The following is a 23,013-nucleotide window of genomic DNA, read 5'->3' as shown; positions in this document are numbered from 1 at the left end:
TTTTGGTTACTTTTCTTTACGAGTAAAGAAAAGTGACATCTCACACGTTCTAAAACGGCCAACCCCGTACAGCCGCGCCAGCAGCTAGAAGCATGAAAACCCCGCCCACAAGAGACACCCCCGCGTCAGCGGGCCACAAGCAATACACATCGCACACTTCCCCCGACCGACAATTCCTGCTCCAAGCTCAACAGACTTTGCAAACGAATCGGAGGAACGGGATACCAGGCAGCTTGTGTGTGGCACCAGGGAGCGTTCCAAGTATCGGCCGCGGGATGAACCCCCAGGGCCATATAACTGGACTCCCCGCAAGCATACTTGATAAGTAGGATGACCCGCCGTTTGTTCGGCAGAGGAAAATGCGGGCTCAAATCGGAGCTGTCCTCGTTCAGTTGCCCGCATAGTCTCTCAGCGACCGATAAAAGTGACGGGCGCAGGCTCCGCACCGCGCTTGAACGCTTCTGCGCGTGCAGTTCGCCCCATCCTGGCGTCTTCCGTGGTGTGAAGACCCATGGTGATGTCGAGCAGCAGTGAGTCTGCTCCCGGCACGCCACCTGCCGACCAGGCTTTAAGCAATGCGCGAATTGCGGCGTAGGAGCGCGTGGGGCCGCTCGAGAGTCGACGCGCGAGATCAGCCGCGAAGTTCTCGACGTCCTGCTCCGCTGCCACAAAGGCGGCAATGCCGAGCTGGCCCGCCTGGGCTCCCGACATGGGCTCACTGAGCATCGCATAACGTGCCGCCATGGCCCGACCGGCTCGCTCGGCCAATCGCTGTACAGCGCCGGCTACCGGTGCAGAACCCACGGACGCCTCGATACATCTGAAGGTTGCATTTTCCGCTGCGACAATGAAGTCGCAGGCTAGCGTCAGCTCAAAGGCACCGCCGAACGCTGCACCGCGTACGGCTGCCACTGTGGGGATTTGCAATGCCTCGATGGATCTGTAGGCGAGATGGATCTCGGAAATAAAGGTTCGCCAGGCATTGAAGTCCTTGTCAATGAAATCAAGGACATCGCCGCCTTGACTGAAGTTCGGCCCTTCGGCGCGGATCAGCAGTGCGCGAATATCAGTTTCGCTGGCCTCATGGACAGCGTCTCGCAGGCAGTCCGAGAAATCTGTCGCGATCAGGTTCGATGGTGGATTTGCCAGGACAATGTGCCCAACGGCTTCGTGCCGCTCAAAACGGATGGCTTTCATACGGTCTCCTCTTGTGACTAGACGTTTTCTACCGCGGTGCGCAGCATGTCAGCGACCTGGCGCTGAGCCAGCGCCGCTGCGTCGAGCTTGCCGCGCATACTGTAGAACGTGTGCAGCATGCCCTGGTAGCGTACGCACGTCGCTGGAACACCCGCTTCAGCGAGCTTCATGGCATAGGCTTCACCATCGTCGCGTACGGTATCGCACTCGGCGGTGATCACGATGGCTGGCGGCAGACCGGCATGACTGTCGGCAAGCAATGGCGAGAGTTTCCACGTCGACGCTGACACGCCGTGACTGAGCGCGTAGGTACGAAAGGCATGCGCCACATCGGCCTTGCGCTGCATGAACCCTTCCGCATAGGTGGATAGCGAATCCGCTTCCTGGCGCGCGTCCGTCGCAGGATAGACAAGTGCTTGCGCGAGAATCTGAGGATTTGCGTGATCCCGAGCGAGCAGGCAGACGACTGCGGCAAGATTGCCGCCCGCCGATTCGCCAAACACTGTCATGCGCGCCGTTGGAAGTCCGTGCTCATGGCCGTGCCCGGCGACCCAGCAGGTCGCTGCCCAGGCATCGTCCAGCGCTGCGGGGAAGGGATGATCCGGCGCAAGCCGGTAATCGACACTCACCACCGCCAGCCCGGAGTCCTTGGCCAGGTGTCGGCAGACGGCGTCGAAGCTGTCGAGGTTGCCCATTAGCCATCCGCCGCCGTGGAAGGCCATCGTCACGCCAACGGCACCGTCTGGCCGATAGATGCGCAATGGGATCTCGCCATGAGGCCCGGGAACCGCGAGATCGAGGACGGTGTCGATATGGGGCCCGGGCGCGCGCGCGGCAGTGCGCGCGGCCATATCGGCACGCGCTTCCTGATAACTCATCTGTGCCATGCTCGGCTTCGTCGCGGCTGCCAAAGCGACAGGTCGCAGCAACGGATGGATCTGATCCTGGGGAGAAGATGTCATCGTGCTCAGGGGGTCGGGGTTGCTGAGGGGGCGAACGTCACTTTGGGAAATAGTGCCATGACACCAACGCCACCATTGACCTCAATGATTTCTCCGGCCATATGGGCACTCAGGTCGGAGGCCAGAAACAACAGCGGGCCTGCGATCTCCGCCGGCGTTGCGGGCCGTCCCAGTGGGATCACTTCGCTGATGGCCGCCCATGCAGCTTCGCCGAGACGCTGATTCAGCCTTGGCGTCCGGACGAACCCCGGCGACACTGCATTGATGCGTACGTTGTAGGGGGCGTACTCAGCGCCCGCGCACCTCACCAGGTGATGCAGCGCTGCTTTTGAGGTGGCATAGGCCGTTTCATTCGGTATTGCACGATTGCCGGCAAGGGAGCCGACGAATGCGAAAATACCTCCGCCGTCGGCCTTCATCATCTCGCCACCAATCTGGATGGCCAGATAAGCGTGACGCACGACAATGTCAAACTGCCGGTCCCAGGACTCATCATCTACCGCCGAGAAGGGCTTGATGCCTGCGACGCCGATAATGTCGATAACGCCGTGTACGCGACCGAAGTGCTTGCGTGCCGTGTCAAAGACACGTTGAACGTCGGCTCGCTTGGTAGCATCGGCTACACAGGGGATACCGCCCACTGCTTCGGCGATGTTCTGGGCAAGCCGCTCGTCCTGGTCGACGCACAGAACGCGCGCACCGGCTTGTGCGAGAGCGTGCACGGTCTGCTCGCCAATACCTTGCCCGGCTCCCAGCACTACGAAGCCGCGCCCGTCCAGGCGCAGAAGGGACAGGTAATCAGGCGTGTCTTTGCTAATGCTATCGTTCGTCATGATCTCTCTCGTCAGGCTACCGGGGTTTCACGATGGGATGGCAGCAGGTCTTGCCACGCCGCTCCCTCTTCGAGTTGTGTGTCGCATGCGCTCACTCCACGCAGGTCGAGACCGACCGCACGAAGCGGCCCGTTCTCCATGACACGCCTGACCGATTCCAGCAGGACGCGACGGACCCGGGTCACAGCCTGGTCGGCCGGCACCAGGTGCTCGCGCGAGCGGTCATAGAGCGGCCCCTGGGACAAGCCGATGGTGGCATCCTCCACCTCCACACCGCGCAATCCAGTCCAGTTTTCTTTCATGCGGGTGCGATCCTGGCCGAACGAGTCCGCCCAGCTGGCTGTGAATGTGCAAGTCGCACGGTTGTAGTACTGTTGGTTGTCGAGACCCAGCAGTTCGATGATTCTCTCTTCATTCACAGGCTCATTCCCGTGAACTACGAGGAAGGTGCTCGTGTGCGTATCGTCTTGCGGGACTTCCAGGACAGTGAACTGGAATGCGGGCGCGGGAATGATGCGGCCATACGGGACGATGAATGGCACAACGCGAGCGTTCAGGGTCCGCGGCGTATTGGTCTTGCGCAGTGCCACGTAATGGAAGCCGAATGCCGTGTCCTCGATCTTCAGCGCCGGCTCCAGATCATTGGAGGCCAGCGCCGCCGGGTTGATGGCATCGGGGTTGGGCGTGAACGCGTTATCCTTCCAGCCTGGTCGCGCCATATTGGTGTGGAGCACACCGACGTGCGAGCTGTCCTCGCCGCCTTCCACGAGCTGCAGGTAGTTGCAAGCAACGTTGACTCGCAAAACTACACGATGGTCCGGTTCTGCATCCATGAAGGCATAGCGAGAGAACGCAGGCTCCAGTTCGCTGGGACCAACATAGGCCCAGACGATGCCACCTTCCTCCCGCACCGGAAATGCCGGAGCCCTCATACGGGCGGCGTACTTGGGATCCGCGTGGTTCGGTGTCTCCATCACAGCGCCGGACGCGCTGAACTTCCATCCATGATAGAGACAGCGGATACCGCCTTCCTCGACCCGTCCGAGCGCAAGCGACGCGCCCCGATGCATGCACAGCTCTTCGAGAAAGCCGACCTGGCCTTTCGAGTCGCGAAAGGCGACGTAGTCTTCACCGAGCAGCCGAACGCGCAGTGGCGCGCAATCGGGCTCCGGCAATTGCGCGGACGTACATACCGGATGCCAGAAGCGTCTCATCATGGCTCCGCCCGGCGTATCCGGGCCGACACGACAAAGCAACTCATTATCCTCATGGTTCAACATGCCGAACTCCTTTGCTAACTAGTTTTATTGGCTGTGCCCTGGGCGTGCACGGAGAGAAGAAGTGATCTGATGGTGTGGGACCAGTCCGCGCCAGTCCTCATCCAAACCGATTTCGGCGGACACACCAATTGCGCGACCTGCCTGCGCACGCAACGCCGGAATTTCCTGTCGGTCGCGACCTGCTCGGGCGGCCGTCAACAGGCATCGATGCAGACGGCTGATCGCGACGTCCGCACTGCATAGCAGCTCCTGCGATCTGTCGCGAATCGGGCCGCTTGAGATGCTGCATGCAGCGTCTTCCTGCGTAATGCTGTCAAAGCCGGTGAAGTGGCCGTTGCGCTGCTGGACCCGATCCTGGCCGAAACCGTTAGCCAAGGACATCGTGTTCGGGGAATCGCAAGTGTCCTGCGTCATTCCATACTTACGGAGTGTGGGGTCATCAAGCCCAACGAAGGTGAGTTGCTGCGTGCGCAGCGGCTCGTCCCCGATATGCTTCTCAGCGTCCCACCAGATGTGGAAGAAATTGCAACGTTCGTCGTTGACCGGAACTATCGCCAGCAACAGGTCGCCGTTTGCGTTGGCGATAAAGAACGGGGCAATGAACGATGTGACCCGGGCAATCCGCTTCTCATCGCTTTGCCGGATCGCCACATAATGAAAGCCGAAGTCCGTCTCATCTGCTTCAATGATGGGCGCCGCGTCGAACTGCATGTGCGTCGTCTTCTTTGCGTAGTCGAGATCGGAGTCATTGGTTTTGGCAAGTGCCGATCCGTGAAGTACTGTCAGGTGAGACGAGTCGACAAGCCCCTCAATGACCTGAACATAGTTGCAGTTGACGATGGCACGAACATTGATGCGATTGGAATCCGGCAGATCCATGAAAGGCCAGTGTGGGAACGGCGGCTCTTCGCCCTTAGGACCCAGGTAAGCCCAAACGATGCCGCCAGTCTCGCGAACCGGATAGGTTCGGCCCTTGATGCGATCCTTGAACTTGGGGTCTCCGACGTTAGGCGTTTCCAGCACTGTTCCATCAACCGCGAACTTCCAGCCGTGATAAATGCAGCGCAGGCCATCGCCTTCCGATCGGGCCAACTGCATTGACGCGCCCCGGTGCAAACATCCCTCAGCATAGAGGCCAGGGCGTCCTTGCTGGTCACGCCATACGACAAACCTTTCGCCAAGGACCTCGATGGTCTGAGGCTCCCCGTTTGGTTGAGGCATATCGGATGACTGCACTACCGGCAACCAGAATCGGCGCATGGCGTTGCCCATGGCGGTGTTTGGGCCGGTGCGGCAAATCAGTTCGTTGTCCTGACTGGTCAGCATGATGATCCTCTTTCTTCAGAAATGACGGCTAGTAGATTCAAAGATCGACTAGCAGTCGTGGAGTCTTTGCGCGGGAGCAGCACGGCATGAAGCAGTCATTGCGTTCGTGTTCGTCGCTCGTAAGATAAAGATCCCGATGGTCCGGGATACCGGACAACACCTTGGTCATGCAGGTGCCGCAAACTCCTTGCTCACAGGAAAGAGGCAAGTCGAATCCGGCGTCCAGAAGTGCGTGGGCAGCGCTCTGGTCTGCGGCGACCTTGATGACCTTGCCGCTGCTCTTGATCTCGATTTCGAACGGAGAGTCAGCGGTGTGGTCGATTGGCGCTGCAGCGAAGTACTCGCGATGCAGGTGTTCTTCATCCCAACCGAGCTCGCTCGCCGTCTGAAGGATGTGGTTCATGAATCCCGCAGGTCCACACACGTACAGGTGCTTGTCGGGTGATGGGGCGCCTATCGCGAAGCGCGCATCAAGTTGTTGCTCAGGGGCTGCATCGTCAACATGAACGCGTACCTGGTCGCGAAAATCCTCCGCTTGCAGACGGTCGACAAACGCCATCCGCGATAATGTGCGGCCGCAATAGTGCATCTCGAAGGGGCGGCCATCGCGCGCGAGCTGCTGCGCCATGCAAAGGATGGGGGTAATACCAATGCCGCCAGCGAAGAGCACAGAGCTGGTCTTCTCGCCATGTAGGGCGAAGTGATTGCGAGGGGGACTGATCGAAAGCATGTCTCCTTCGCCAATAGTATCCACAAGTGTCGCGGAGCCTCCACGAGATTCTGGTTCGCGCAGTACGCCGATCCGATAACCCGAGTGTTCGGTGGGCAATTCGTACAGGGAGTACTGCCGTACCAGCCCTCCGGACAAATGCACATCAATATGCGAGCCGGCCTCGAATGCAGGCAGGGTCGCTCCCGTTACCGGTGTGAGTTCGTAGCCAGCAATGCCTTCGGCCAGTAACGTCTTCGCGGTGACTTTCACTTGCAGCAAACTATCCATCACAGTTCCAGTATCTTCCATGGAAGATCATTAGGTAAAAAAATCAGCTGATGACAGTGCGTCGCCGCTGTATGACTACAGGGGAACCGCCCAGTTGACGATGGACCAGCCAGCGAGCGAGGCCTTGGTCCATCACCCGCACATGTTCCGGAAACCAGTCCACCAGTGCTTGCGCGAAGGAGCGAACCACGTGGGTTCGTCCTTCGGCCAGCATCGCACGCACTTCGGATGCCGACTTGAGAACCGCCGCGTGTTCGTCGATGTGGCACCCCGCTGATCCATAGGCTGTCTCACGCATCTCGGAATCTTCTTCGCCAAAGTGACGATGTGCGTGCTCAGTGAAGGTGTCCAGTGCTTGCTCAAGGCAAGCGTCTTCGGTTGTCAGCAACGCGTGCACACATGCGACGAACTCTCGATGCGTCTCGTCCATCGTTTGATGGTCGAGCGAAAAGTCGTCGTGCCAAGCAAAGCCGGGGGTCTCCATCATATGCATCCTCGATCGATTACATCCAGAGGCTCTTACAGAGCAGGCTCACCGCCCACGTATGCCAACGGTCGGTCGAGTCGCACTGCTATCGGCATGAAGAAGCTCGGTATCCCGCGGCATCCATCCGCGTGAAACATACATTCGCTTGCTCCTCCGCTGAGCCAAACGCCCCACCTGCTCGTCCGTCGCCTACTGCCCGTAGATGCGATCTGACGAATAGCGATCCATTCAGCAGCCTTCTGTGGATGACACGAGGCAACTTTCACCGGCGGATCGCGCAGAAAAGGTCTTCCACGGAAGAGTAGATAGCAACGACAAACATGTCGAGCTAGGGAAAACACCAACCATGGTGAGTGGTGATGGATGATGCACCTCGAAAAGCAGGATGCTTCCTAGGAAGACATGTAATGCGTATTGCGACTCAGGGAAACTCTGTAAGCGAGCGTGGTTGACATTGACTCATACCTAGATCTATCTTCCATGGAAGATAAGAATTGACTCACAAATGGAGGAGAAAGAGGAGATGAAACTACGGTCAACTCGGCTCAATAGCCGGCTCCGGCGGCCGTTGGCGCGCTGCGCGCTGGCTCTTGCAACCATGGTCGTCAGCGGTGGTGCGCATGCCTACGACGGGGCAGCACTGGCGCCCGGTCTCACGTTGTACGGTCTTATCGACACGGGCATTGAGTACGTGAGCAATGTGGGAGCCCAGAAGTCGGGCGTGGTACGCATGCCGTCGCTCACAGGTTCGTATCCATCACGATGGGGCCTGCGGGGCATCGAAGACTTGGGGGGCGGATACAAGTCGATTGTGGTCCTCGAATCAGGTTTTGCACCGAACCAGGGCTCCGCCAACCAGAGTGGACGTTTGTTTGGAAGGCAGGCTTATGTGGGCCTGATTGGGCCATGGGGAGCCGTCTCTCTGGGGCGCCTGTACTCTCAAATCTACTTATCGCTGATCGGCGACACAATGGGCCCCAATATCTTTGCGGCTGGCCTGCTCGATACCTATCTGTCGACCGCGCGGGTTGACAACGCGATTGACTATACCCTCAGCTTCTCCGGGTTCACTATAGCTGCCACCTATTCGCTTGGCCGTGACGCGGTGGCACCACCAGCAGCTGGCGGATGTGCGGGGGAGTCGCCTTCAGACTATCGGGCATGTAAATCGATGTCGGTACTGCTGAAGTACGAAGCGCCGACCTGGGGGGTCGCCGGGGCGTTTGATCGAAACTATGGCGGAGGTGGCACTGGCTCCCAACTGCCGAATAGCTCACAGACCGACACTCGTAGTCTCATCAATGGCTACGTGAAATTTGGAACTGCCACAGTTGGTGCGGGCTACCTTCACCGGATTAACCACGGATTTGTCGCGCCGGGTGTGTTCAACAAGTCGAGCGACTACTGGTGGATTGGCGGGGTCTATCTCCCTGTTCCGCAAGTCTCACTCGATTTGCAGTATGGGCATCTCGGGGTGAGCGGTACTCAGCTGGGTGCATCCGTCATCGCCGCGCGTGCCTCGTACCTCTTCTCCAAGCGGACTGCGGCGTACATTACCGCGGGACGCATATTCAACCAACGTGATGCGGCGATTACGGTTGATGGTGGTGCACTCCCGGGCACTTCGAATCCACTGCCCGGCGTGAATCAGTCAGGCGTCATGGTAGGTATTCGCCATAAATTCTGACGTCACATGGAAAAGACGCCCGCATCCACACATACAAAGACTTGCATTTGAGGAAACAGTACATGTTCACACAACCAATCAATCGATGGTGGAACGTGATTGCCGGATCACTCTGCGTGGCTGTGGGCGCGGGCGTGGTTGGCGTCTACATGTTTGGGGTATTTGCAAAATCGATTGGTGCTGAGTTCGGGTGGTCGCGCGCTTCGGTATCCCTGGGGCTGACCGTCTTCGCATTGGCGTCAGGTGTCGGGTCACTGACGCTGGGCGTGGCTATAGACCGATTTGGCTTGCGCAAGGTCACATCGATTTATGTCGTACTTTTTGGAGGATCAATCGCGCTCGTGCCGTTGTTGCCACCACGGCTCGATTTGTTCCTCGTAGCATTCGGCGTCATGGGGTTCTTTGGATCCGCCGCTACAGTGATGCCGTATGCAACAGCCATTTGCACCTGGTTCAACCGCAAGCGCGGACTCGCACTTGGACTGGTGAATGCCGGTACCGGCATTGGCGCTGCACTGATGCCCCTGTACGCCAGCTTTTTGCTGTCGCGCTTCGGCTGGCGCGGCGGTTACTGGGGCGTTGCGGCGTTGGTCACACTGGTTCCCGTTGTGGCCTTGGCGTTGCTCGTACGGCTACCGGCCGGTCATGAGCAAGCGCACAAGCCGGGACGCCACGCCAAAGAGCCGAGCGACGCCGGCCACTCAGTTCCCTTGGGAACGATCTTGAGATCGAGCAGGCCATTCTGGTTGATCGCGATTGCGATCTTCACAGTTTCGGTCGCAACGTTTGGCGCAATCTCTCAGCTTGTCCCGATTGCGACAGACCGGGGTCATTCGTCGATGGCCGCGGCAGGAATGCTCTCTACCGTAGGCATCGGCTCGTTGATTGCCCGGTTGGCAGCCGGATACGTGATGGACCGGATCTTCGCTCCCTATGTTGCAGCGGCTGTATTTGTTCTGGCAATGATTGGCATGGGCTTGCTGATTGGCGCGAACTCCGTGGTGGCCATGACGCTCGCCGCTGTCATGGTTGGAATTGCGGCAGGAGCGGAAGGCGACATCCTGACCTTCCTGGTCAGTCGGTATTTTCCAATGGGTTCTTTCGGCAGCGTTACTGGCGCCATTTGGGTGACGTGGGCATGGGGCGGAGCGCTAGGTACCTATCTGCTTGGACTGTCGTTTGACATTACGCATTCGTACAGCGCTGCAATCGGCGGATTCGTTGCTGCACTGGCAGCCGGCACCATCGCCATTCTGAGGATCGGGCCGTATGCCTTCCCGCCGCATCAAGGGGAAGCTCAGACTACCTTGGCCGGCGCCGGAGATGGCAACGCCCTGAATGATGCCTCAGCCTGACGATAAGGATGCTACGTGTTGTATCCCTGGTAAAGGCGTGCAATCAATATCTCGAGTTGTGCTTGTCTCCGTGATCCCGGCAATCCCCCATTTGCCAGGCCGGGATCTTTTGGTGCCGTGCATGCACGGCGCAATTTTCAAGCAAGCCTCACCGATCGCGGCAACCCCGGGGACAGGAGATCAAGGAGATCAAGGAGATCAAGGAGATCAAGGAGATCACTATGGCAATCAAGGCAAGTTCCCCGGTCATATCCAGCGTGGACAGTGGTATAGGCATAGTGATGCTGAATCGGCCGGATACGCTCAATGCCATCAACCATGAACTCGCCGCTGCGTGGGCGAGTGCGATTGACCGGGCAGCCGGCGATGCGGCGGTACGCGCGATCCTTCTCTGCGCCGAGGGGAAGGGCTTCAGTGTAGGTGGTGATCTTGCATTCTTCGGCGAAAATCTGGGCCCTGGTCTGGCTCCTTTGCTCGGAGAAATCATTGACCTGCTCAGCGCGCCGGTGCAGCAGTTGCGCAACTCGAGCAAGCCAGTTGTCAGCGCAGTTCAGGGTGCGCTCGGTGGCGGTGGCATTGGCCTGGCGCTCAGCGCCGACGTGGTTATCTGCGACGCCAGCCTCAAGATGCGCTGTGGCTATGCTGCCATTGGGCTGTCGCCGGACGCGGGTGCGTCCTGCTTTCTGGCGGAGCGCATCGGCGAAGCGAGGGCTCGCGCACTATTCATGACCAACCGTACGGTCAGCGCGGAGGAATGTGCTGCACTTGGTATCGTTGATCGGCTTGTGTCAACCGAAGCGCTTCGTAGCGAAGCGCTTGAAACGGCTCGCCAGCTTGCTGATATGTCCGCCACCTCGATGGCTGTTATCAAATCGCTCTGCAATCCACTGCGTGGCGATGCCCTTGCCGCGCAATTACGCGCCGAGCACGACGGCATGATGCGCTGCGCTGCAAACGCCGATGCCGTAGAAGGCATCAGCGCCTTCAGGGCGAAGCGCAAGCCGGTGTTCGGCAAATCCTCTTGATATGGGATTCGCGATCGTGTTGGGTCGATTGCAGCCAGAGCCGATCCTACGCCGTCCAGTGTCGCCTGGTGCCGCGCATATCAGGGACAAGCCGAGGGCTTACGCGGGTATTTCTACTTGAAAATTCAAGTAGACCCATCTATGATAGTTGAAAAATCAAATACATGGCTGCCCGTAGAGCACGTCTCAACGTGCCGGGCTTTCCTCTCAGGTGAAGCGCAGCAGTTGCGGCTTGATGCCCAACTCCCCAGCCCGTATCCCTAGCCCGAAAAGGACAAAATAATGGAAAAGCAAGCTCACAACTTCGCCGCCGTCGGCCGTATCCTCATTGCAGCTATCTTCATCATGAGCGGCCTGGGCAAGATCGGCGCGCCTGCCGCGACCCAAGCCCATATTGCCGCCGTGGGACTGCCGTTCCCGTTGTTAGGCTACGTCGTCGCAGTGGCGACCGAAGTCGGTGGTGGTCTTCTGCTCCTTGTGGGCTTGCGGACCAGGATCGTCGCAATCTGGCTGGCGGCCTTCACGATTGCCACCGCAGTCTTCTTCCACAATAACTTCGCGGACCAGAACACGATGATCCATTTCCTGAAGAACCTCATGATCACAGGAGGTCTCCTGCAGATCGTGGCCATCGGCGCGACTCGGTTCAGCCTCGACGCTCGCCGTCTGCGCGAGCGGATCGCGTAGCCTCACCCAAGGCCAGGAGCCGCGCTGCGCAGCGGGTCGATTGAGTAAATCATGGCGGACGCGCGCGTGCGCCAACTTCCCGTATGCACTGGCAGTTCCGTCCGGAGACTATTGATACGGCGGTAGTGCGACGTGCCGCGTGCGGGCTTCGCGAGTCGCCAGGCCCGCCGTGTGTTGAGACTGTAGTGATCTGCCATGCGGCTCACGGCTCGTCTCCTCAGCGCGGGCGTTCACTTTCTTACCGCGATATCCTTCAGGATCGCGTTGTCCAGGCTCAATTCTGCGACCAGCTTTTTCAGCCCGCATTCTCGTCTTGCAACTGCTTCGGTTCGCGGACCTGATCCGATCGCAGGCCCACGTACCGCTTCTGTCACCCGTAAAGCGTCTGCTGGGAAATTCCGATCCGACGGGAGCAAGGTTAAAGCAGGTCGTCAAGCGCACCAGCGTTCTCGTACAACTTTAGCAGCATGGAGCGCAGTGCCTTTGCGTCGTCTGCGGTGAAACCGGAGAGGACCACCGCCTCATGGCGCTTCGCGATCGGGACGATGCGCAGAGCAAGTTCTTCCCCCTTTTTGGTCAGGACGACCCTGATCGACCGTCCGTCAGTCGTACTCCTCTCGCGGCTTACCAGTTCCTGACTCTCGAGACGGTCAATGATTCTCGACAGGGCGGAGATATCTGACGACGCATGTAGAGACAACTCGGACAAGGTCTGCCGGGGAACGTACAGGAGCGAGGCGCAGACTCGCCATTCGCTGAGGTTCAGGCCAAACGGCTTGAGTGCCTTTGAGAACGCGTTTCCCATCCGGTTTGTGGCACGCGCCATCAGGAAGGGAATCGCCTTTTCCAATTCTTCAGGTCTCTTGGGTGTGTTCACGGTCGTCGATGAGGTGAGGGTTTACGCTTGTACAGATATTTGATAAATCAATTATACTCCGCTGCATAGTAGTTGAAAAATCAAATAAAAATTGTCCAAGCGAACCTGTGTGCTACCCCTCTTCGTCCTTACATGAGTGAGGTGGTACGCGCCGAACTGGAGCAGATCGATGAGAAACAAAATTGCGCTTGAAGAGCACTTTGCGATAGACCTGACTATCGACCAGTCGAAAATCTATGCACCGCCCGCGGTTTGGGAAATGCTGAAGTCCAATCTGATGGACATTGAGCAGCAGCGGCTCGAGCGTATGGAGCAGGGCGGAACCGAGTACTCGATCCTGTCGCTCAACTCGCCAGGCATCCAGGGCATTCCGAATGCAAAGGAAGCGATCGATATTGCGAGGCGAGCCAACGATGTTCTCGCTGAGCATGTTTCCCGGCACCCATCCCGCCTGGGGGGATTTGCTGCGCTGCCTATGCAGGATCCTGATGCCGCGGCGCGGGAACTGGAGCGGAGCGTCAAGGAACTTGGCTTTCACGGTTTTATGGTGAACGGATTTTCACAGGTGGGTGATGCCGAAAGTGTCGTGTACTACGACGCGCCGCAGTACACGGACTTCTGGGCCAGCGCGGCGGCGCTCGGCAAGCCGTTCTACATGCACCCCAGGGATCCGCTACCGTCCCGTGAGCCGATCTACGACGGCTTTCCGTGGCTTACCGCCGCGACTTGGGCGTTCGCGGTTGAGACAAGCATTCACGCACTGAGGCTGATGACGTCAGGTCTGTTCGACCGCAATCCCGGGCTCCAGATGATTCTCGGCCATTTGGGCGAGGGGATTCCGTTCAACGTCTGGCGCGTCGACCACATCCTGCGCAAGGCGCCGAGAGGACTGCCATGCAAGCGGACTGTGGGCGAGTACCTCAGAGAGAACGTCTACGTAACTACCAGCGGAAATTTCAGAACCCAGACTCTCCTGTCCACGATGCTGGAAGTTGGCAGTGACAGGATCATGTACTCGGTCGACTACCCGTTCGAAACGCATGACGAAGCTGCGCAGTGGTTCGACTCCTGTTCGATCAGTGAAACTGACCGCGTGAAGATCGGCCGGGACAACGCACGGCGATTGTTCGGACTTGCGTGAGAGTTGGTCGGCACTGCTTCGGTTTCACCTGGATATCGGTTCTAGCGACCTGTCGTGCGGACCTGCGGCATGTGCGGAATCTTGTACGCGAGCTTTGCTGATCGCCGAATGTCAGCTTCTCGATAACGGAAGTTCTCTGTTGTCGAGCGGCCTCATGCTTAAACGGAACGAGGTGCAATCTTGAATCCTGGTACTCCCCAGCAAGTCGAAGAGGCTGGTCCAACAGCTATCGACATTGCCGCCCTGATCGATAGCCAGCCCCTGAGTTCCTTCCAGAAATGGATCATGGTGCTGATTGGCTGCACCGTGGTGATGGACGGGTTCGACGTACAGGCATTGGGCTTTGTCGCGCCCGCGATTGTTCAGGCCTGGCACATCAGTCCTGCAAGCCTCGGCCCTGTTTTCGGTGCGGGCTTGTTCGGGATGCTTGCGGGTGCAATCGTACTTGGGGCTATGGCCGATCGAGTGGGACGCCGGCCGGTGTTGGTCTGGGCGACCGTTTTCTACGGCCTGTGCATGCTCGGTACCACCGTTGTTCAGACGATTCCGCAGTTCCTTGTGATTCGCTTTATGACCGGTGTCGGTATCGGTGGAGTGATGGGTAACGCCATCGCGCTGGTCAGCGAGTACAGTCCGCACAAGCAGCGGGCATCGCTGATGACTTGGGTTTCATGTGGGTTCACGGGCGGCGCAATCGCTGGAGGTCTTCTCAGTGCAGCCCTGGTGCCTGCTGAGGGCTGGAAGTCGGTATTCCTGGTCGGCGGTGTTTTGCCACTGCTGGTCGCTGTGGCGATGTTGAAGTATCTGCCGGAATCGCTGCAACTGCTTGTGATTAGGCGACGCAATCCAGAAAAGATTGCTCAGTGGCTTGGCCGGATCGCACCGAATGTGCATATTGGAGCGTCAACCAGCTTTGTTGTGCATGGACAAACACAAGCGAAGGCTTCCGTTGGCGAACTTTTTCGAGAGGGCCGCGGCACGACTACGCTGTTGCTATGGGGGATTAACTTCGCAAACCTGCTAGATCTCTTTTTCCTGTCAAACTGGCTCCCGATGCTTTCCATGCGTGGCGGAGACGGCACTGCGACGGCGGTGCTCATCGGCACCTCATTGCAGATCGGAGGTACTGCGGGCGCGTTGCTTGTGGGGCCGCTGATGGACCGCTTCGGCTTCTATCGTGTACTGACGCTCGGCTTTCTGATCGGGACGGTTTCGGTCGCAGCTGTCGGCATCCCTGACTTGTCGCTTGGCTTGCGCTACGCAGTCGTATTGATAAGCGGGGTCTGCATTGTCGGCGGGCAACCGGCGATCAATGCGCTCACCGCTACGCTGTATCCAACTTCGCTTCGGGCAACCGGGGTTGGCTGGAGCCTGGGAATTGGACGGGCCGGTTCGATCGTGGGTCCTGTAGTGGCGGGACAACTCATTGAGCTGCACTGGTCAAATACCGCACTGTTTATTGCGGCGGCGGTGCCTGCATTAATCGCATGTCTCCTGCTGGTTGTTCTCACGGGTGTTAAGGGCGGAAATCGAACCGATGACGGCTCGGTGCCCATCTTGAACCATTGATGACGACTATATCCAGCTTGATTCTCGAGTGGACATGCCGGCAGATACCTGAGCACTCAGGTGCCGGAGGTGGCAGGAGCCAATATGAGCATTTCGATCGCGGTGAACGGCAAGCGTCACCTTCTGACGGCACCAGCAGATACGCCACTGCTATACGTGCTGCGCAACGACCTCCAGTTGAATGGTCCAAAATTCGGTTGCGGCGAGGCACAGTGTGGCGCCTGCACCGTGCTGATCGGCAACCAAGCGACGCGCTCATGTGTTCTTCCCATTGGTGCGGTAGGCGCGGCTCAAGTGACCACTATCGAAGGCCTGGGTAAGGGCAAACGACTTCACGCATTGCAGAAAGCTTTCCTTGCTGAGCAGGCCGCACAGTGCGGCTATTGCTCGAGCGGGATGCTGATGGCCGCGAAGGCGCTGCTCGACCGGAGCCCATATCCGGACGAGGCGACCATACGGCGCGAGATGGCCGGCCAGAAATGCCGGTGCGGCGTACACAATCGAATCGTCCGCGCAATCCAGCGGGCTGCGGAGGAGTTGCGCGGATGAATACCGTCAAACTTTCCCGGCGCGCGTTCGGGAAACTGGCTGGAGCAGTCATCGCGACGTTCTCGCTCGCGCCATTTTCGGAGTTTGCGCAGGCCGAGCCCGATCTCCCGCTCGATCTTCGTGCCAACCGCAGGCTCGACGGTTGGATTCGAGTCGACCGCGAAGGCACAGTCACCATTTTTACCGGAAAGGCTGAGCTGGGTCAGGGCATTCTCACTGCGCTCTCACAAATCGCCGCGGACGAACTCGATGTGGATCTTGCTCGTGTTCGCATGATATCGGCGGATACGACCCGCAGCCCGAACGAAGGATATACCTTCGGCAGCCAATCGGTCGAGCGGAGTGGGGCGGCATTACGAATTGCCGCAGCTGAAGCGCGAGCCGTGCTGCTAGCTGCGGCTTGCCGGCGCTTCAATGTGTCGCAGTCGGATCTTCGGGTCGAGAACGGTGTGATTCTGGTTGCCGATGGCCGTCGCGCCACTTACGCCGACTTCGTCAGGGACGAACGAGAACTGCTCGCACGCGAGGTGACTGCAGCGGGCACCCCAAAGCACCCATCGGAGTACAAGTTGGTTGGCAAGTCGGTGCCTCGCATTGACTTTCCCGCGAAGTTCACTGGTGGCGCGGCGTTCGTCCAGGATATACGCCTTCCCAATATGCTGTTTGGTCGTGTAGTGCGGCCGCCGAGATCTGGCGCAAAGCTGATTTCGGTGGACGACTCGTCGATAAGGCGGCTCCCAGGTGTAGTCACTGTTGTTCGCAATGGCAACTTTCTCGGCGTGATAGCGGAGCGGGAAGAGCAAGCGATCAATGCGCGCCGTGCATTGATGGAGGCAGCGCAGTGGAGCAAAGATTTTGTGCCGCTGCCGGACGTGGATCATCTCCAAGAGGCATTGCCTCGCTGGAGGAGTGAGGATTCGGTGGTTAGCGTAGCTGGGCAGGATACCCCTGCACCAAATGGCGGGACCCAACTGGAAGCGACTTACTCTCGCCCCTATCTTTCGCACGCCTCACTTGGCCCCTCGTGTTCCGTTGCGCTGCTCAAGGATGGGCGCATGACTGTGTGGTCTCACACGCAGGGAGTGTTTCCGCTACGCGGCGATCTCGCCACGGTGCTTGAATTGCCCACAAGCGCGGTCGACGTGGTGCACATTCCGGGGGCGGGCTGCTATGGCCACAATGGCGCTGATGACGTAGCGCTCGATGCAGCGCTGCTCGCCCGCGAGGTGGCGGGACGGCCGGTAAAGGTTCAATGGATGCGCGATGATGAATTCGCGTGGGCGCCGATCGGTCCGGCAATGGTGATGCAGGCAAAGGCAGCCCTGTCTAAAGACGGCCGGATTGCCGACTGGAACTATGACGTATGGAGCAATTCGCACGCGATGCGGCCAGGCCAACCCGGCGGTGTCAATCTGCTCGCCGCCTGGCACCTCGCTAAACCTTTTCCACCGTCGTCGCCGGCGCGTATTCCACAGCCATACGGTAACGGTGACCGCAATGCCGTGCCAGTCTACGATCTGCCGCGCAGGAAAGTGACCAACCATCAGCTGCTGGATGCGCCCGTGCGCAACAGCTCGCTGCGCACGTTGGGAGCTTTCGGAAACGTGTTCGCGATCGAGTCGTTCATGGACGAGCTTGCTCTCGCAGCAAACGCAGACCCCGTTGCGTTCCGCCTGGCGCATCTGAGTGATCCGCGTGCGATAGCTGTGGTGCGAGAGGCGGCAAATCGTTCCAATTGGCAACCCGCGGTGAAAGGCGATGGGCAGCGTGGACGTGGCTTCGCATATTCACGCTATGAGAGCATTCAGGCGTATGTAGCAATCGTCATCGATGTGAACGTTATCCGCGCAACGGGTGTCATCAGCGTTACAAACGTGACTGCTGCAGTGGATGTGGGCCGCGTAATCAATCCTGACGGCGTGAAAAACCAGATCGAGGGTGGCATCGTTCAGGCGCTGAGCTGGGCGCTCAGGGAGCGCGTCACGTTCAATCGTTCGGAAATCACCTCGCGCGGCTGGCAGGAATATCCGATCTTGACCTTCGCCGAGGTGCCGCCGATCGACGTCGTATTGCTGGACCGTCCCGACGAACCTTCTCTTGGCGCAGGCGAATGTTCGCTCCCCCCGACGGCCGCCGCGCTGGCGAATGCTGTGGCGAATGCGATCGGCACACGCTTACGCGATTTACCTTTTCTGCCGAGCAAGGTCTTGGAGCGTCTTGCCTGACGCGTGCTCGTACGTGGCCAGCAACCGGCATGGCGAGTTCGTATAGAGCTGCGTAGATAACTCGCATAGCGTGGCTGCCTCGTTCAGCGTGAGTGCGTAATCCGGCCATGGTGACATTCATGGCCAGAGCACAAGGGGCCCGATTACAAGATTAATGCGTGCAACGCTGAAATCGTGAACGGAAGATTGGCGCGACTGATCGCGGAACGCCGGACAAGATCAAGCGTCTAGAGGCGCCTGTACGGCGATTCAAACAGATCGAGACAGAGCCCCTGGCTGCATCCGGTAGAGAAGGGGCGGGAGACGGAGGTTGTACGTGGAAACTCAAGTCATCATCGTTGGAGCCGGGCCGGTGGGGCTGACGCTCGCCATCGATCTTGGCCGGCGCGGCATTGAATGTGTCCTCATCGAACAGAAGGCAGAGCCCCAGTTTTTGCCGAAGATGGAGCGCTGCAACGCGCGGACCATGGAGATCTTTCGCCGGCTTGGCCTTGCGGACCGGATCAGGGCCGCCGGCATGCCCGAGGACATCCCCATGGATATCCAGATCATTCGCTCCATGGTGGAGCCGCCGATCCTGTGTTTGCCCTATCCATCTGCGGCGCAGGCTCGGGCACGCACACGCCAGAGCAAGGATGGCAGTCTGCCGCTAGAGCCTTACCAGCTCATCTCGCAGTACACGCTGGAGCCGCTTCTCCTGGAGGAAGCGGAGCGCATTCCGGCCGTCACCGTGATGCGGGGCACGACGTTTCTGGATTTCACCGAACAGTCCGCCGGCGTTCTGGTGGCAGTCAGCGACGCCGACGGTGTGCGAAGCACATTGAGGGCGGCCTATCTCGTCGGCTGCGACGGTGGCGCGAGTCGCGTACGCAAGCAACTCGATATCCGCCTGCAGGGCGAGGGGGATATTGCGCGGCTGCGCCAGGGGCTGTTTCTTTGCGAGCAGCTCTACGAGCGGCTGCCGATGGGCAACGGGCCAGGGCGGGGGCGGCACTACCTGGTGGCAGGCGGACCGCCTACCTTTATGATCATGCAGGACTCGACCCGGCACTGGACGGTCCACTCTGCCGTCGAAAGCGACGAGGCGATGCGGTGGATGTTCGAGCGCATCATCGGGGTTCCGCTTCCCTACGAGATGCTGTATTGCGCGGAATGGCGGCAGAATCTGCTGCTGGCCGAATGCTACGGAAAGGGAAGGGTTTTCCTTGCGGGCGATGCGGCGCACCTCGTGATCCCGACGGGCGGTCTGGGCATGAACACCGGCGTCGGCGATGCAACGGATCTCGCGTGGAAGTTGGCTGCTACGCTGGAAGGGTGGGGCGGTCCCGGATTGCTGGCGTCCTATGAAGCTGAACGGCGACAGATCGGCGAACGAGTAGTCGGCGCGTCGCGCTACGCCTCACAAGGCTACCGGGCCTGGCTGGCAGAGGTGCGCCCAGAGATCGGGGACGATACACCCGAGGGCGAATCTGCACGCGCTCATCTTGCCGACGTTGCCAACGTGGAGCAGCGCAAGTCGAACGAGATGATCGGCGCGGAACTTGGCTACCGCTACGTAGACTCGCCCATTATCGACAATGTGCCAGGGGGGCCGCAGCATGACGTGCGCGTCTATCAGGCGACCGCCTGGCCTGGAGCACGGCTTCCCCACATGTGGCTCGCCGACGCAAGCGCCATCCAGGACCGGCTACGGTCGGACCGCTACACGCTGATCGACGTTACGGGCGAGCGCGATCCGACGCCACTCGTTTGCGCTTTCGAGGTACTCGGCGCACCGCTAGATGTGCTTGTAGTCCCGGATTCCGCGCTTCGCTGCGTCTATGGGCGCGACCTGATTCTCGTTCGGCCAGATATGCATGTCGCGTGGCGTGGCAACCGGCTCCCGGAGGCAGTCGACGATCTTGCTGCGCTGGCGACCGGCCGCCGTGGCGGCAGGAACGGCTAGATACCTTGCGGCGGCGGCACGGCTGGTTTCGGCGAGTGCTCTACATGCCTGCGGCCCTGGAGCGGCGCGATGCGGGTGGCAATCACGTCAACAGGCACGAGTCATCGCTACGCGTGTGGGGCCGTCTTGCGGTACCCGCTTCGCAGGCGCCGGTGAGCGGTATCTCGGTGCGGAGTGCGGGCGCTGCGTTTTGTAGCTCCGCGGCCATTACTCGTCGATGACCTGTATTTCCCTGAGTCGGTAGAACGGCTTGCCCCTGGGTTGTTCGCGGCTCCGTCTGCCGACGAAGGATTTGCAGTAGCGATGCTTGCAAGGTCTGTCGGGAGACATGAGCAGCGTCTTCGCGTCCAGGCGCCCCAACCAGTCACGCGTGATGTTCGCTGTCATCTGCGCGCCATTGTCCGAGCGCTCATGCGCAGAGATACCAAATTTGACTTCTACGGAAGATAAAAGTCACGCAAAGGGAGACAAAAAACATGGATTCAACATCGGCTCAACCAAATCATCAACTCTGCGCGCGCGTTGTCTGGTGTGGCCTGACTGCGTTTGCTGCGCTCGCGTCCGGCTTCGCGCAAGCGCAAAGCGCGAGCGCTGCGCAGGCACCAGGGATGACCCTCTATGGCCTCATCGACACCGGGGTCGAGTACGTGAGCAACGTTGGCTCTAAGAAGGACAGTACGGTCCGCATGCCGTCGCTTACGGGAGCGTTGCCTTCAAGGTGGGGTCTGCGTGGTATCGAGAGTCTGGGTGGCGGCTTGAACTCGATTTTTGTATTGGAGTCGGGGTTCGCGCCGCCCCAAGGCACTCTGAACCAAGGTGGTCGTTTGTTCGGAAGGCAGGCGTACGTAGGGCTTTTCGGACCATGGGGAGCAGTGACCCTCGGCCGTCTGTATTCGCAAATCTATTGGTCTTTGATCGGTGACACGCTGGCCCCCAATATTTTTGCGGCCGGTTTGCTCGATACCTATCTGACGGCAGCACGCGTTGACAACGCCATTGATTACACCGTCACGTTTTCCGGGTTCACGTTTGGCGCCACCTATTCGTTTGGGCGTGACGCGGTGGCGCCAGCGGTTGCTGGGGGATGCGCGGGCGAATCGCCCTCAGACTATCGGGCCTGTAAGGCGATGTCGGCAATGTTGAAGTACGAAGCGGCGAGCTGGGGTGTGGCGACCGCTATCGACCGCAACTATGGTGGGGGTGGCGCTGGTTCCGCGCTACCTCGGAGCTCACAGACCGATACCCGTGGTGTCATCAACGGCTATGTGAAGTTCGGCACGGCAACCGTCGGCGGGGGATTTCTCCACCGAAATAATCAGGGATCCGCCACTCCAAGCAGCAACTATTGGTGGCTGGGAGCAACCTACCTTCCTCAACCGCAAATCGCACTTGATGTGCAGTATGGGCGTGTGACCGTGAAGGGGAGCTCCACCGGCGGATCCGTCATCGCTGCACGCGCGATGTACTCGCTGTCCAAGCGCTCGGCCGTGTACATCACGGCGGGACGCATATTCAACCAGCGCGACGCATCGTTCACGATCGACGGAGGCGCTATTGGCACGGTGTCGCTCCCGTCAGCGGGAGTGAATCAGACGGGTGCTATGGTCGGTATTCGCCATAAATTCTGAACCCAGGGGGCTCGCTCGCATCCATTTGCAAGAGACGTGTGTCTCAAGGAGGTTGTGCATGGTCCGCGTGCGAGGTTCGTTGCGCCGCTCCGCGGCGGCGTGCCGTGGCACCAGGTCTTGCAAGATGAGCAAAAAGCAGCGGCATCCGCCGCTTGCAAAAGTCACTAAACTGTACTATCGTACAAATTAGTGAGGGGTGGTCAGAGGAGATGAACGTCATCTCCGGCGCACGACTTCTGTTGCGCAATGGGATCACGGTCGCAGGCCATCTCACTGAAAATGGGAGGACCAATGGAAGACATTTTCCCGAACTCACCGAGAGCGTCATTGAGCGAATGAAAGGCGCTGAGCCTAGGCTCTGTGGTGGTGTCCTGGAGATTACCTATCGCCGAAGGCACGTTCGAGAGAATCCGGAAAGAATGGGACGAGCAGACCCGTCAGGAGGCTAGCTTGGCGCCGCCGCTGGAGCGCCTTCTGGCCGAGTATCGGGCTTTGTTTCGGCACACGGCGACTTACCCGGAGTTCCATCGCTTTATGCGCCAGGAGGCGACGACCGACAGTCCTCGCCTGCATTGGGTTGCGGAGAACGTGCTGACGCCCCTCATCGACCGGTTGCTGCCAAAAATCAAGGCTGCGCAGGCAGAGGGATTGCTGCCGCCAGTTGAGCCGATCCTGTTTCATTACATGATGGTGAGTCTCACCGCCGGGTTGTCAGAATTCGGCCCGGAAATGCGAGCCACCTGTGGGCTGTCAGTTGATCGTCCAGAGGGCGCCCACGCGTATTGGTCGCTTGTGGAGCGCACTATATCAGGGGACCTTTCCGGGACAACTGCGATGGGTTCCCGAAAACGCAAACAAGAATGATGTTCCGCGGACCTCGCGTGGCTTGCTTGCAGCTGGTTCTGCCGCTTACCGGTGAGCAATGGCGGTGTCCTTCTGTCCAGTCCGCGAGCCGCGATGCAGAAGATCTAAACGTTATGCATATCTTCTCGGTTGCAAAAAGGAAGGCGCCGCCCAAGAATCCCGCGTAGACAGTCACGTGTTTGCGCGCGTGCAAGTGAGAGATACCTGCAAAGGTCCTGACGATCGAGAAAGAGACACCATAGTGGAGACGAACATGAACGCTAAACTCCTGGCTCGGCGATGCATCGCCCTGGTCGCAGTACGGAACGTGTCAATGACTTTGCGTCACCTGGCTTCATGAATTTACTGTGCCGGGCTGTGGTGTGTTTGGGGTAAT

19 protein-coding genes and 1 pseudogene are annotated in these 23,013 nt (G+C 59.3%); 11 read left to right on the top strand and 9 right to left on the bottom strand.

Annotation, left to right across the window (positions count from 1 at the left end):
• Positions 1–408: 408 nt before the first annotated feature.
• From ACGLHR_RS41520 to ACGLHR_RS41490, 7 genes are all read right to left on the bottom strand, one after another.
• Positions 409–1,197, bottom strand: coding sequence for an enoyl-CoA hydratase/isomerase family protein (locus tag ACGLHR_RS41520; protein WP_400101611.1), 789 nt, complete (start codon positions 1,195–1,197; stop codon positions 409–411).
• A gap of 17 nt (positions 1,198–1,214) precedes the next feature.
• Complete coding sequence (locus ACGLHR_RS41515; RefSeq protein WP_400101610.1) at positions 1,215–2,084, bottom strand: alpha/beta hydrolase; 870 nt, start codon at positions 2,082–2,084, stop codon at positions 1,215–1,217.
• An 80-nt stretch (positions 2,085–2,164) separates the two neighbouring features.
• Entirely contained in the window at positions 2,165–2,992 is an 828-nt protein-coding gene (locus ACGLHR_RS41510) for an SDR family NAD(P)-dependent oxidoreductase (protein ID WP_400101608.1), read from the bottom strand.
• A gap of 11 nt (positions 2,993–3,003) precedes the next feature.
• On the bottom strand, positions 3,004–4,272 hold the full coding sequence (locus ACGLHR_RS41505; RefSeq protein WP_400101606.1) for a Rieske 2Fe-2S domain-containing protein: 1,269 nt from the start codon (positions 4,270–4,272) through the stop codon (positions 3,004–3,006).
• A gap of 24 nt (positions 4,273–4,296) precedes the next feature.
• The gene (locus ACGLHR_RS41500) at positions 4,297–5,598 is read right to left on the bottom strand and encodes a Rieske 2Fe-2S domain-containing protein (protein ID WP_400101604.1); all 1,302 of its coding nucleotides are present in this window, start codon (positions 5,596–5,598) and stop codon (positions 4,297–4,299) included.
• A gap of 37 nt (positions 5,599–5,635) precedes the next feature.
• Positions 5,636–6,598: a PDR/VanB family oxidoreductase gene (locus tag ACGLHR_RS41495; protein ID WP_400101602.1), complete on the bottom strand. Its 963-nt coding sequence runs from the start codon at positions 6,596–6,598 to the stop codon at positions 5,636–5,638.
• Positions 6,599–6,641: 43 nt separating this feature from the next.
• A complete protein-coding gene (locus tag ACGLHR_RS41490; protein ID WP_400101600.1) occupies positions 6,642–7,085 on the bottom strand; it encodes a bacteriohemerythrin in 444 nt (147 codons plus the stop codon).
• A 505-nt stretch (positions 7,086–7,590) separates the two neighbouring features.
• On the opposite strand from ACGLHR_RS41490, the gene ACGLHR_RS41485 reads away from it, so the two are divergent.
• From ACGLHR_RS41485 to ACGLHR_RS41470, 4 genes are all read left to right on the top strand, one after another.
• Positions 7,591–8,772, top strand: coding sequence for a porin (locus ACGLHR_RS41485; RefSeq protein WP_400101598.1), 1,182 nt, complete (start codon positions 7,591–7,593; stop codon positions 8,770–8,772).
• Positions 8,773–8,834: 62 nt separating this feature from the next.
• A complete protein-coding gene (locus tag ACGLHR_RS41480; RefSeq protein WP_400101597.1) occupies positions 8,835–10,127 on the top strand; it encodes an MFS transporter in 1,293 nt (430 codons plus the stop codon).
• Between the two features lie 221 nt (positions 10,128–10,348).
• Entirely contained in the window at positions 10,349–11,152 is an 804-nt protein-coding gene (locus tag ACGLHR_RS41475) for an enoyl-CoA hydratase/isomerase family protein (RefSeq protein WP_400101595.1), read from the top strand.
• A gap of 282 nt (positions 11,153–11,434) precedes the next feature.
• The gene (locus tag ACGLHR_RS41470) at positions 11,435–11,839 is read left to right on the top strand and encodes a DoxX family protein (protein WP_400101593.1); all 405 of its coding nucleotides are present in this window, start codon (positions 11,435–11,437) and stop codon (positions 11,837–11,839) included.
• Between the two features lie 92 nt (positions 11,840–11,931).
• On the opposite strand, the pseudogene ACGLHR_RS41465 reads toward ACGLHR_RS41470, so the two are convergent.
• Positions 11,932–12,248, bottom strand: a pseudogene (locus ACGLHR_RS41465) (IS3 family transposase); the annotation flags it as partial.
• A 9-nt stretch (positions 12,249–12,257) separates the two neighbouring features.
• Positions 12,258–12,689, bottom strand: coding sequence for a MarR family winged helix-turn-helix transcriptional regulator (locus ACGLHR_RS41460; RefSeq protein ID WP_400101591.1), 432 nt, complete (start codon positions 12,687–12,689; stop codon positions 12,258–12,260).
• A gap of 196 nt (positions 12,690–12,885) precedes the next feature.
• On the opposite strand from ACGLHR_RS41460, the gene ACGLHR_RS41455 reads away from it, so the two are divergent.
• From ACGLHR_RS41455 to ACGLHR_RS41425, 7 genes are all read left to right on the top strand, one after another.
• Positions 12,886–13,857, top strand: a complete 972-nt coding sequence (locus ACGLHR_RS41455) for an amidohydrolase family protein (RefSeq protein WP_318230916.1) — start codon at positions 12,886–12,888, stop codon at positions 13,855–13,857.
• 180 nt (positions 13,858–14,037) lie between these two features.
• Complete coding sequence (locus ACGLHR_RS41450) at positions 14,038–15,426, top strand: MFS transporter (protein WP_400101588.1); 1,389 nt, start codon at positions 14,038–14,040, stop codon at positions 15,424–15,426.
• An 84-nt stretch (positions 15,427–15,510) separates the two neighbouring features.
• Positions 15,511–15,975, top strand: a complete 465-nt coding sequence (locus ACGLHR_RS41445; RefSeq protein WP_400101586.1) for a (2Fe-2S)-binding protein — start codon at positions 15,511–15,513, stop codon at positions 15,973–15,975.
• Positions 15,972–18,200: a molybdopterin cofactor-binding domain-containing protein gene (locus ACGLHR_RS41440; protein ID WP_400101585.1), complete on the top strand. Its 2,229-nt coding sequence runs from the start codon at positions 15,972–15,974 to the stop codon at positions 18,198–18,200. Before ACGLHR_RS41445 ends, ACGLHR_RS41440 begins: the two co-directional genes overlap by 4 nt.
• Positions 18,201–18,516: 316 nt before the next feature.
• Complete coding sequence (locus tag ACGLHR_RS41435; protein ID WP_400101583.1) at positions 18,517–20,145, top strand: FAD-dependent monooxygenase; 1,629 nt, start codon at positions 18,517–18,519, stop codon at positions 20,143–20,145.
• Between the two features lie 476 nt (positions 20,146–20,621).
• Positions 20,622–21,773: a porin gene (locus ACGLHR_RS41430; protein WP_400101581.1), complete on the top strand. Its 1,152-nt coding sequence runs from the start codon at positions 20,622–20,624 to the stop codon at positions 21,771–21,773.
• Positions 21,774–22,223: 450 nt separating this feature from the next.
• On the top strand, positions 22,224–22,637 hold the full coding sequence (locus tag ACGLHR_RS41425) for a hypothetical protein (RefSeq protein WP_400101579.1): 414 nt from the start codon (positions 22,224–22,226) through the stop codon (positions 22,635–22,637).
• Positions 22,638–23,013: the final 376 nt, after the last annotated feature.

It is taken from the genome of Cupriavidus sp. CuC1 (assembly GCF_044627735.1).
GTDB lineage: Bacteria > Pseudomonadota > Gammaproteobacteria > Burkholderiales > Burkholderiaceae > Cupriavidus > Cupriavidus ulmosensis.
This window is presented reverse-complemented; position numbering and strand designations above follow the sequence as displayed.

Coding starts and splice junctions, on each gene's coding strand:
- ACGLHR_RS41470 (WP_400101593.1), top strand. CDS start 11,435: ATGGAAAAGCAAGCTCACAACTTCGCCGCCGTCGGCCGTATCCTCATT.
- ACGLHR_RS41445 (WP_400101586.1), top strand. CDS start 15,511: ATGAGCATTTCGATCGCGGTGAACGGCAAGCGTCACCTTCTGACGGCA.
- ACGLHR_RS41520 (WP_400101611.1), bottom strand. CDS start 1,197: ATGAAAGCCATCCGTTTTGAGCGGCACGAAGCCGTTGGGCACATTGTC.
- ACGLHR_RS41440 (WP_400101585.1), top strand. CDS start 15,972: ATGAATACCGTCAAACTTTCCCGGCGCGCGTTCGGGAAACTGGCTGGA.
- ACGLHR_RS41510 (WP_400101608.1), bottom strand. CDS start 2,992: ATGACGAACGATAGCATTAGCAAAGACACGCCTGATTACCTGTCCCTT.
- ACGLHR_RS41480 (WP_400101597.1), top strand. CDS start 8,835: ATGTTCACACAACCAATCAATCGATGGTGGAACGTGATTGCCGGATCA.
- ACGLHR_RS41515 (WP_400101610.1), bottom strand. CDS start 2,084: ATGGCACAGATGAGTTATCAGGAAGCGCGTGCCGATATGGCCGCGCGC.
- ACGLHR_RS41475 (WP_400101595.1), top strand. CDS start 10,349: ATGGCAATCAAGGCAAGTTCCCCGGTCATATCCAGCGTGGACAGTGGT.
- ACGLHR_RS41430 (WP_400101581.1), top strand. CDS start 20,622: ATGGATTCAACATCGGCTCAACCAAATCATCAACTCTGCGCGCGCGTT.
- ACGLHR_RS41485 (WP_400101598.1), top strand. CDS start 7,591: ATGGAGGAGAAAGAGGAGATGAAACTACGGTCAACTCGGCTCAATAGC.
- ACGLHR_RS41455 (WP_318230916.1), top strand. CDS start 12,886: ATGAGAAACAAAATTGCGCTTGAAGAGCACTTTGCGATAGACCTGACT.
- ACGLHR_RS41495 (WP_400101602.1), bottom strand. CDS start 6,598: ATGGATAGTTTGCTGCAAGTGAAAGTCACCGCGAAGACGTTACTGGCC.
- ACGLHR_RS41505 (WP_400101606.1), bottom strand. CDS start 4,272: ATGTTGAACCATGAGGATAATGAGTTGCTTTGTCGTGTCGGCCCGGAT.
- ACGLHR_RS41500 (WP_400101604.1), bottom strand. CDS start 5,598: ATGCTGACCAGTCAGGACAACGAACTGATTTGCCGCACCGGCCCAAAC.
- ACGLHR_RS41490 (WP_400101600.1), bottom strand. CDS start 7,085: ATGATGGAGACCCCCGGCTTTGCTTGGCACGACGACTTTTCGCTCGAC.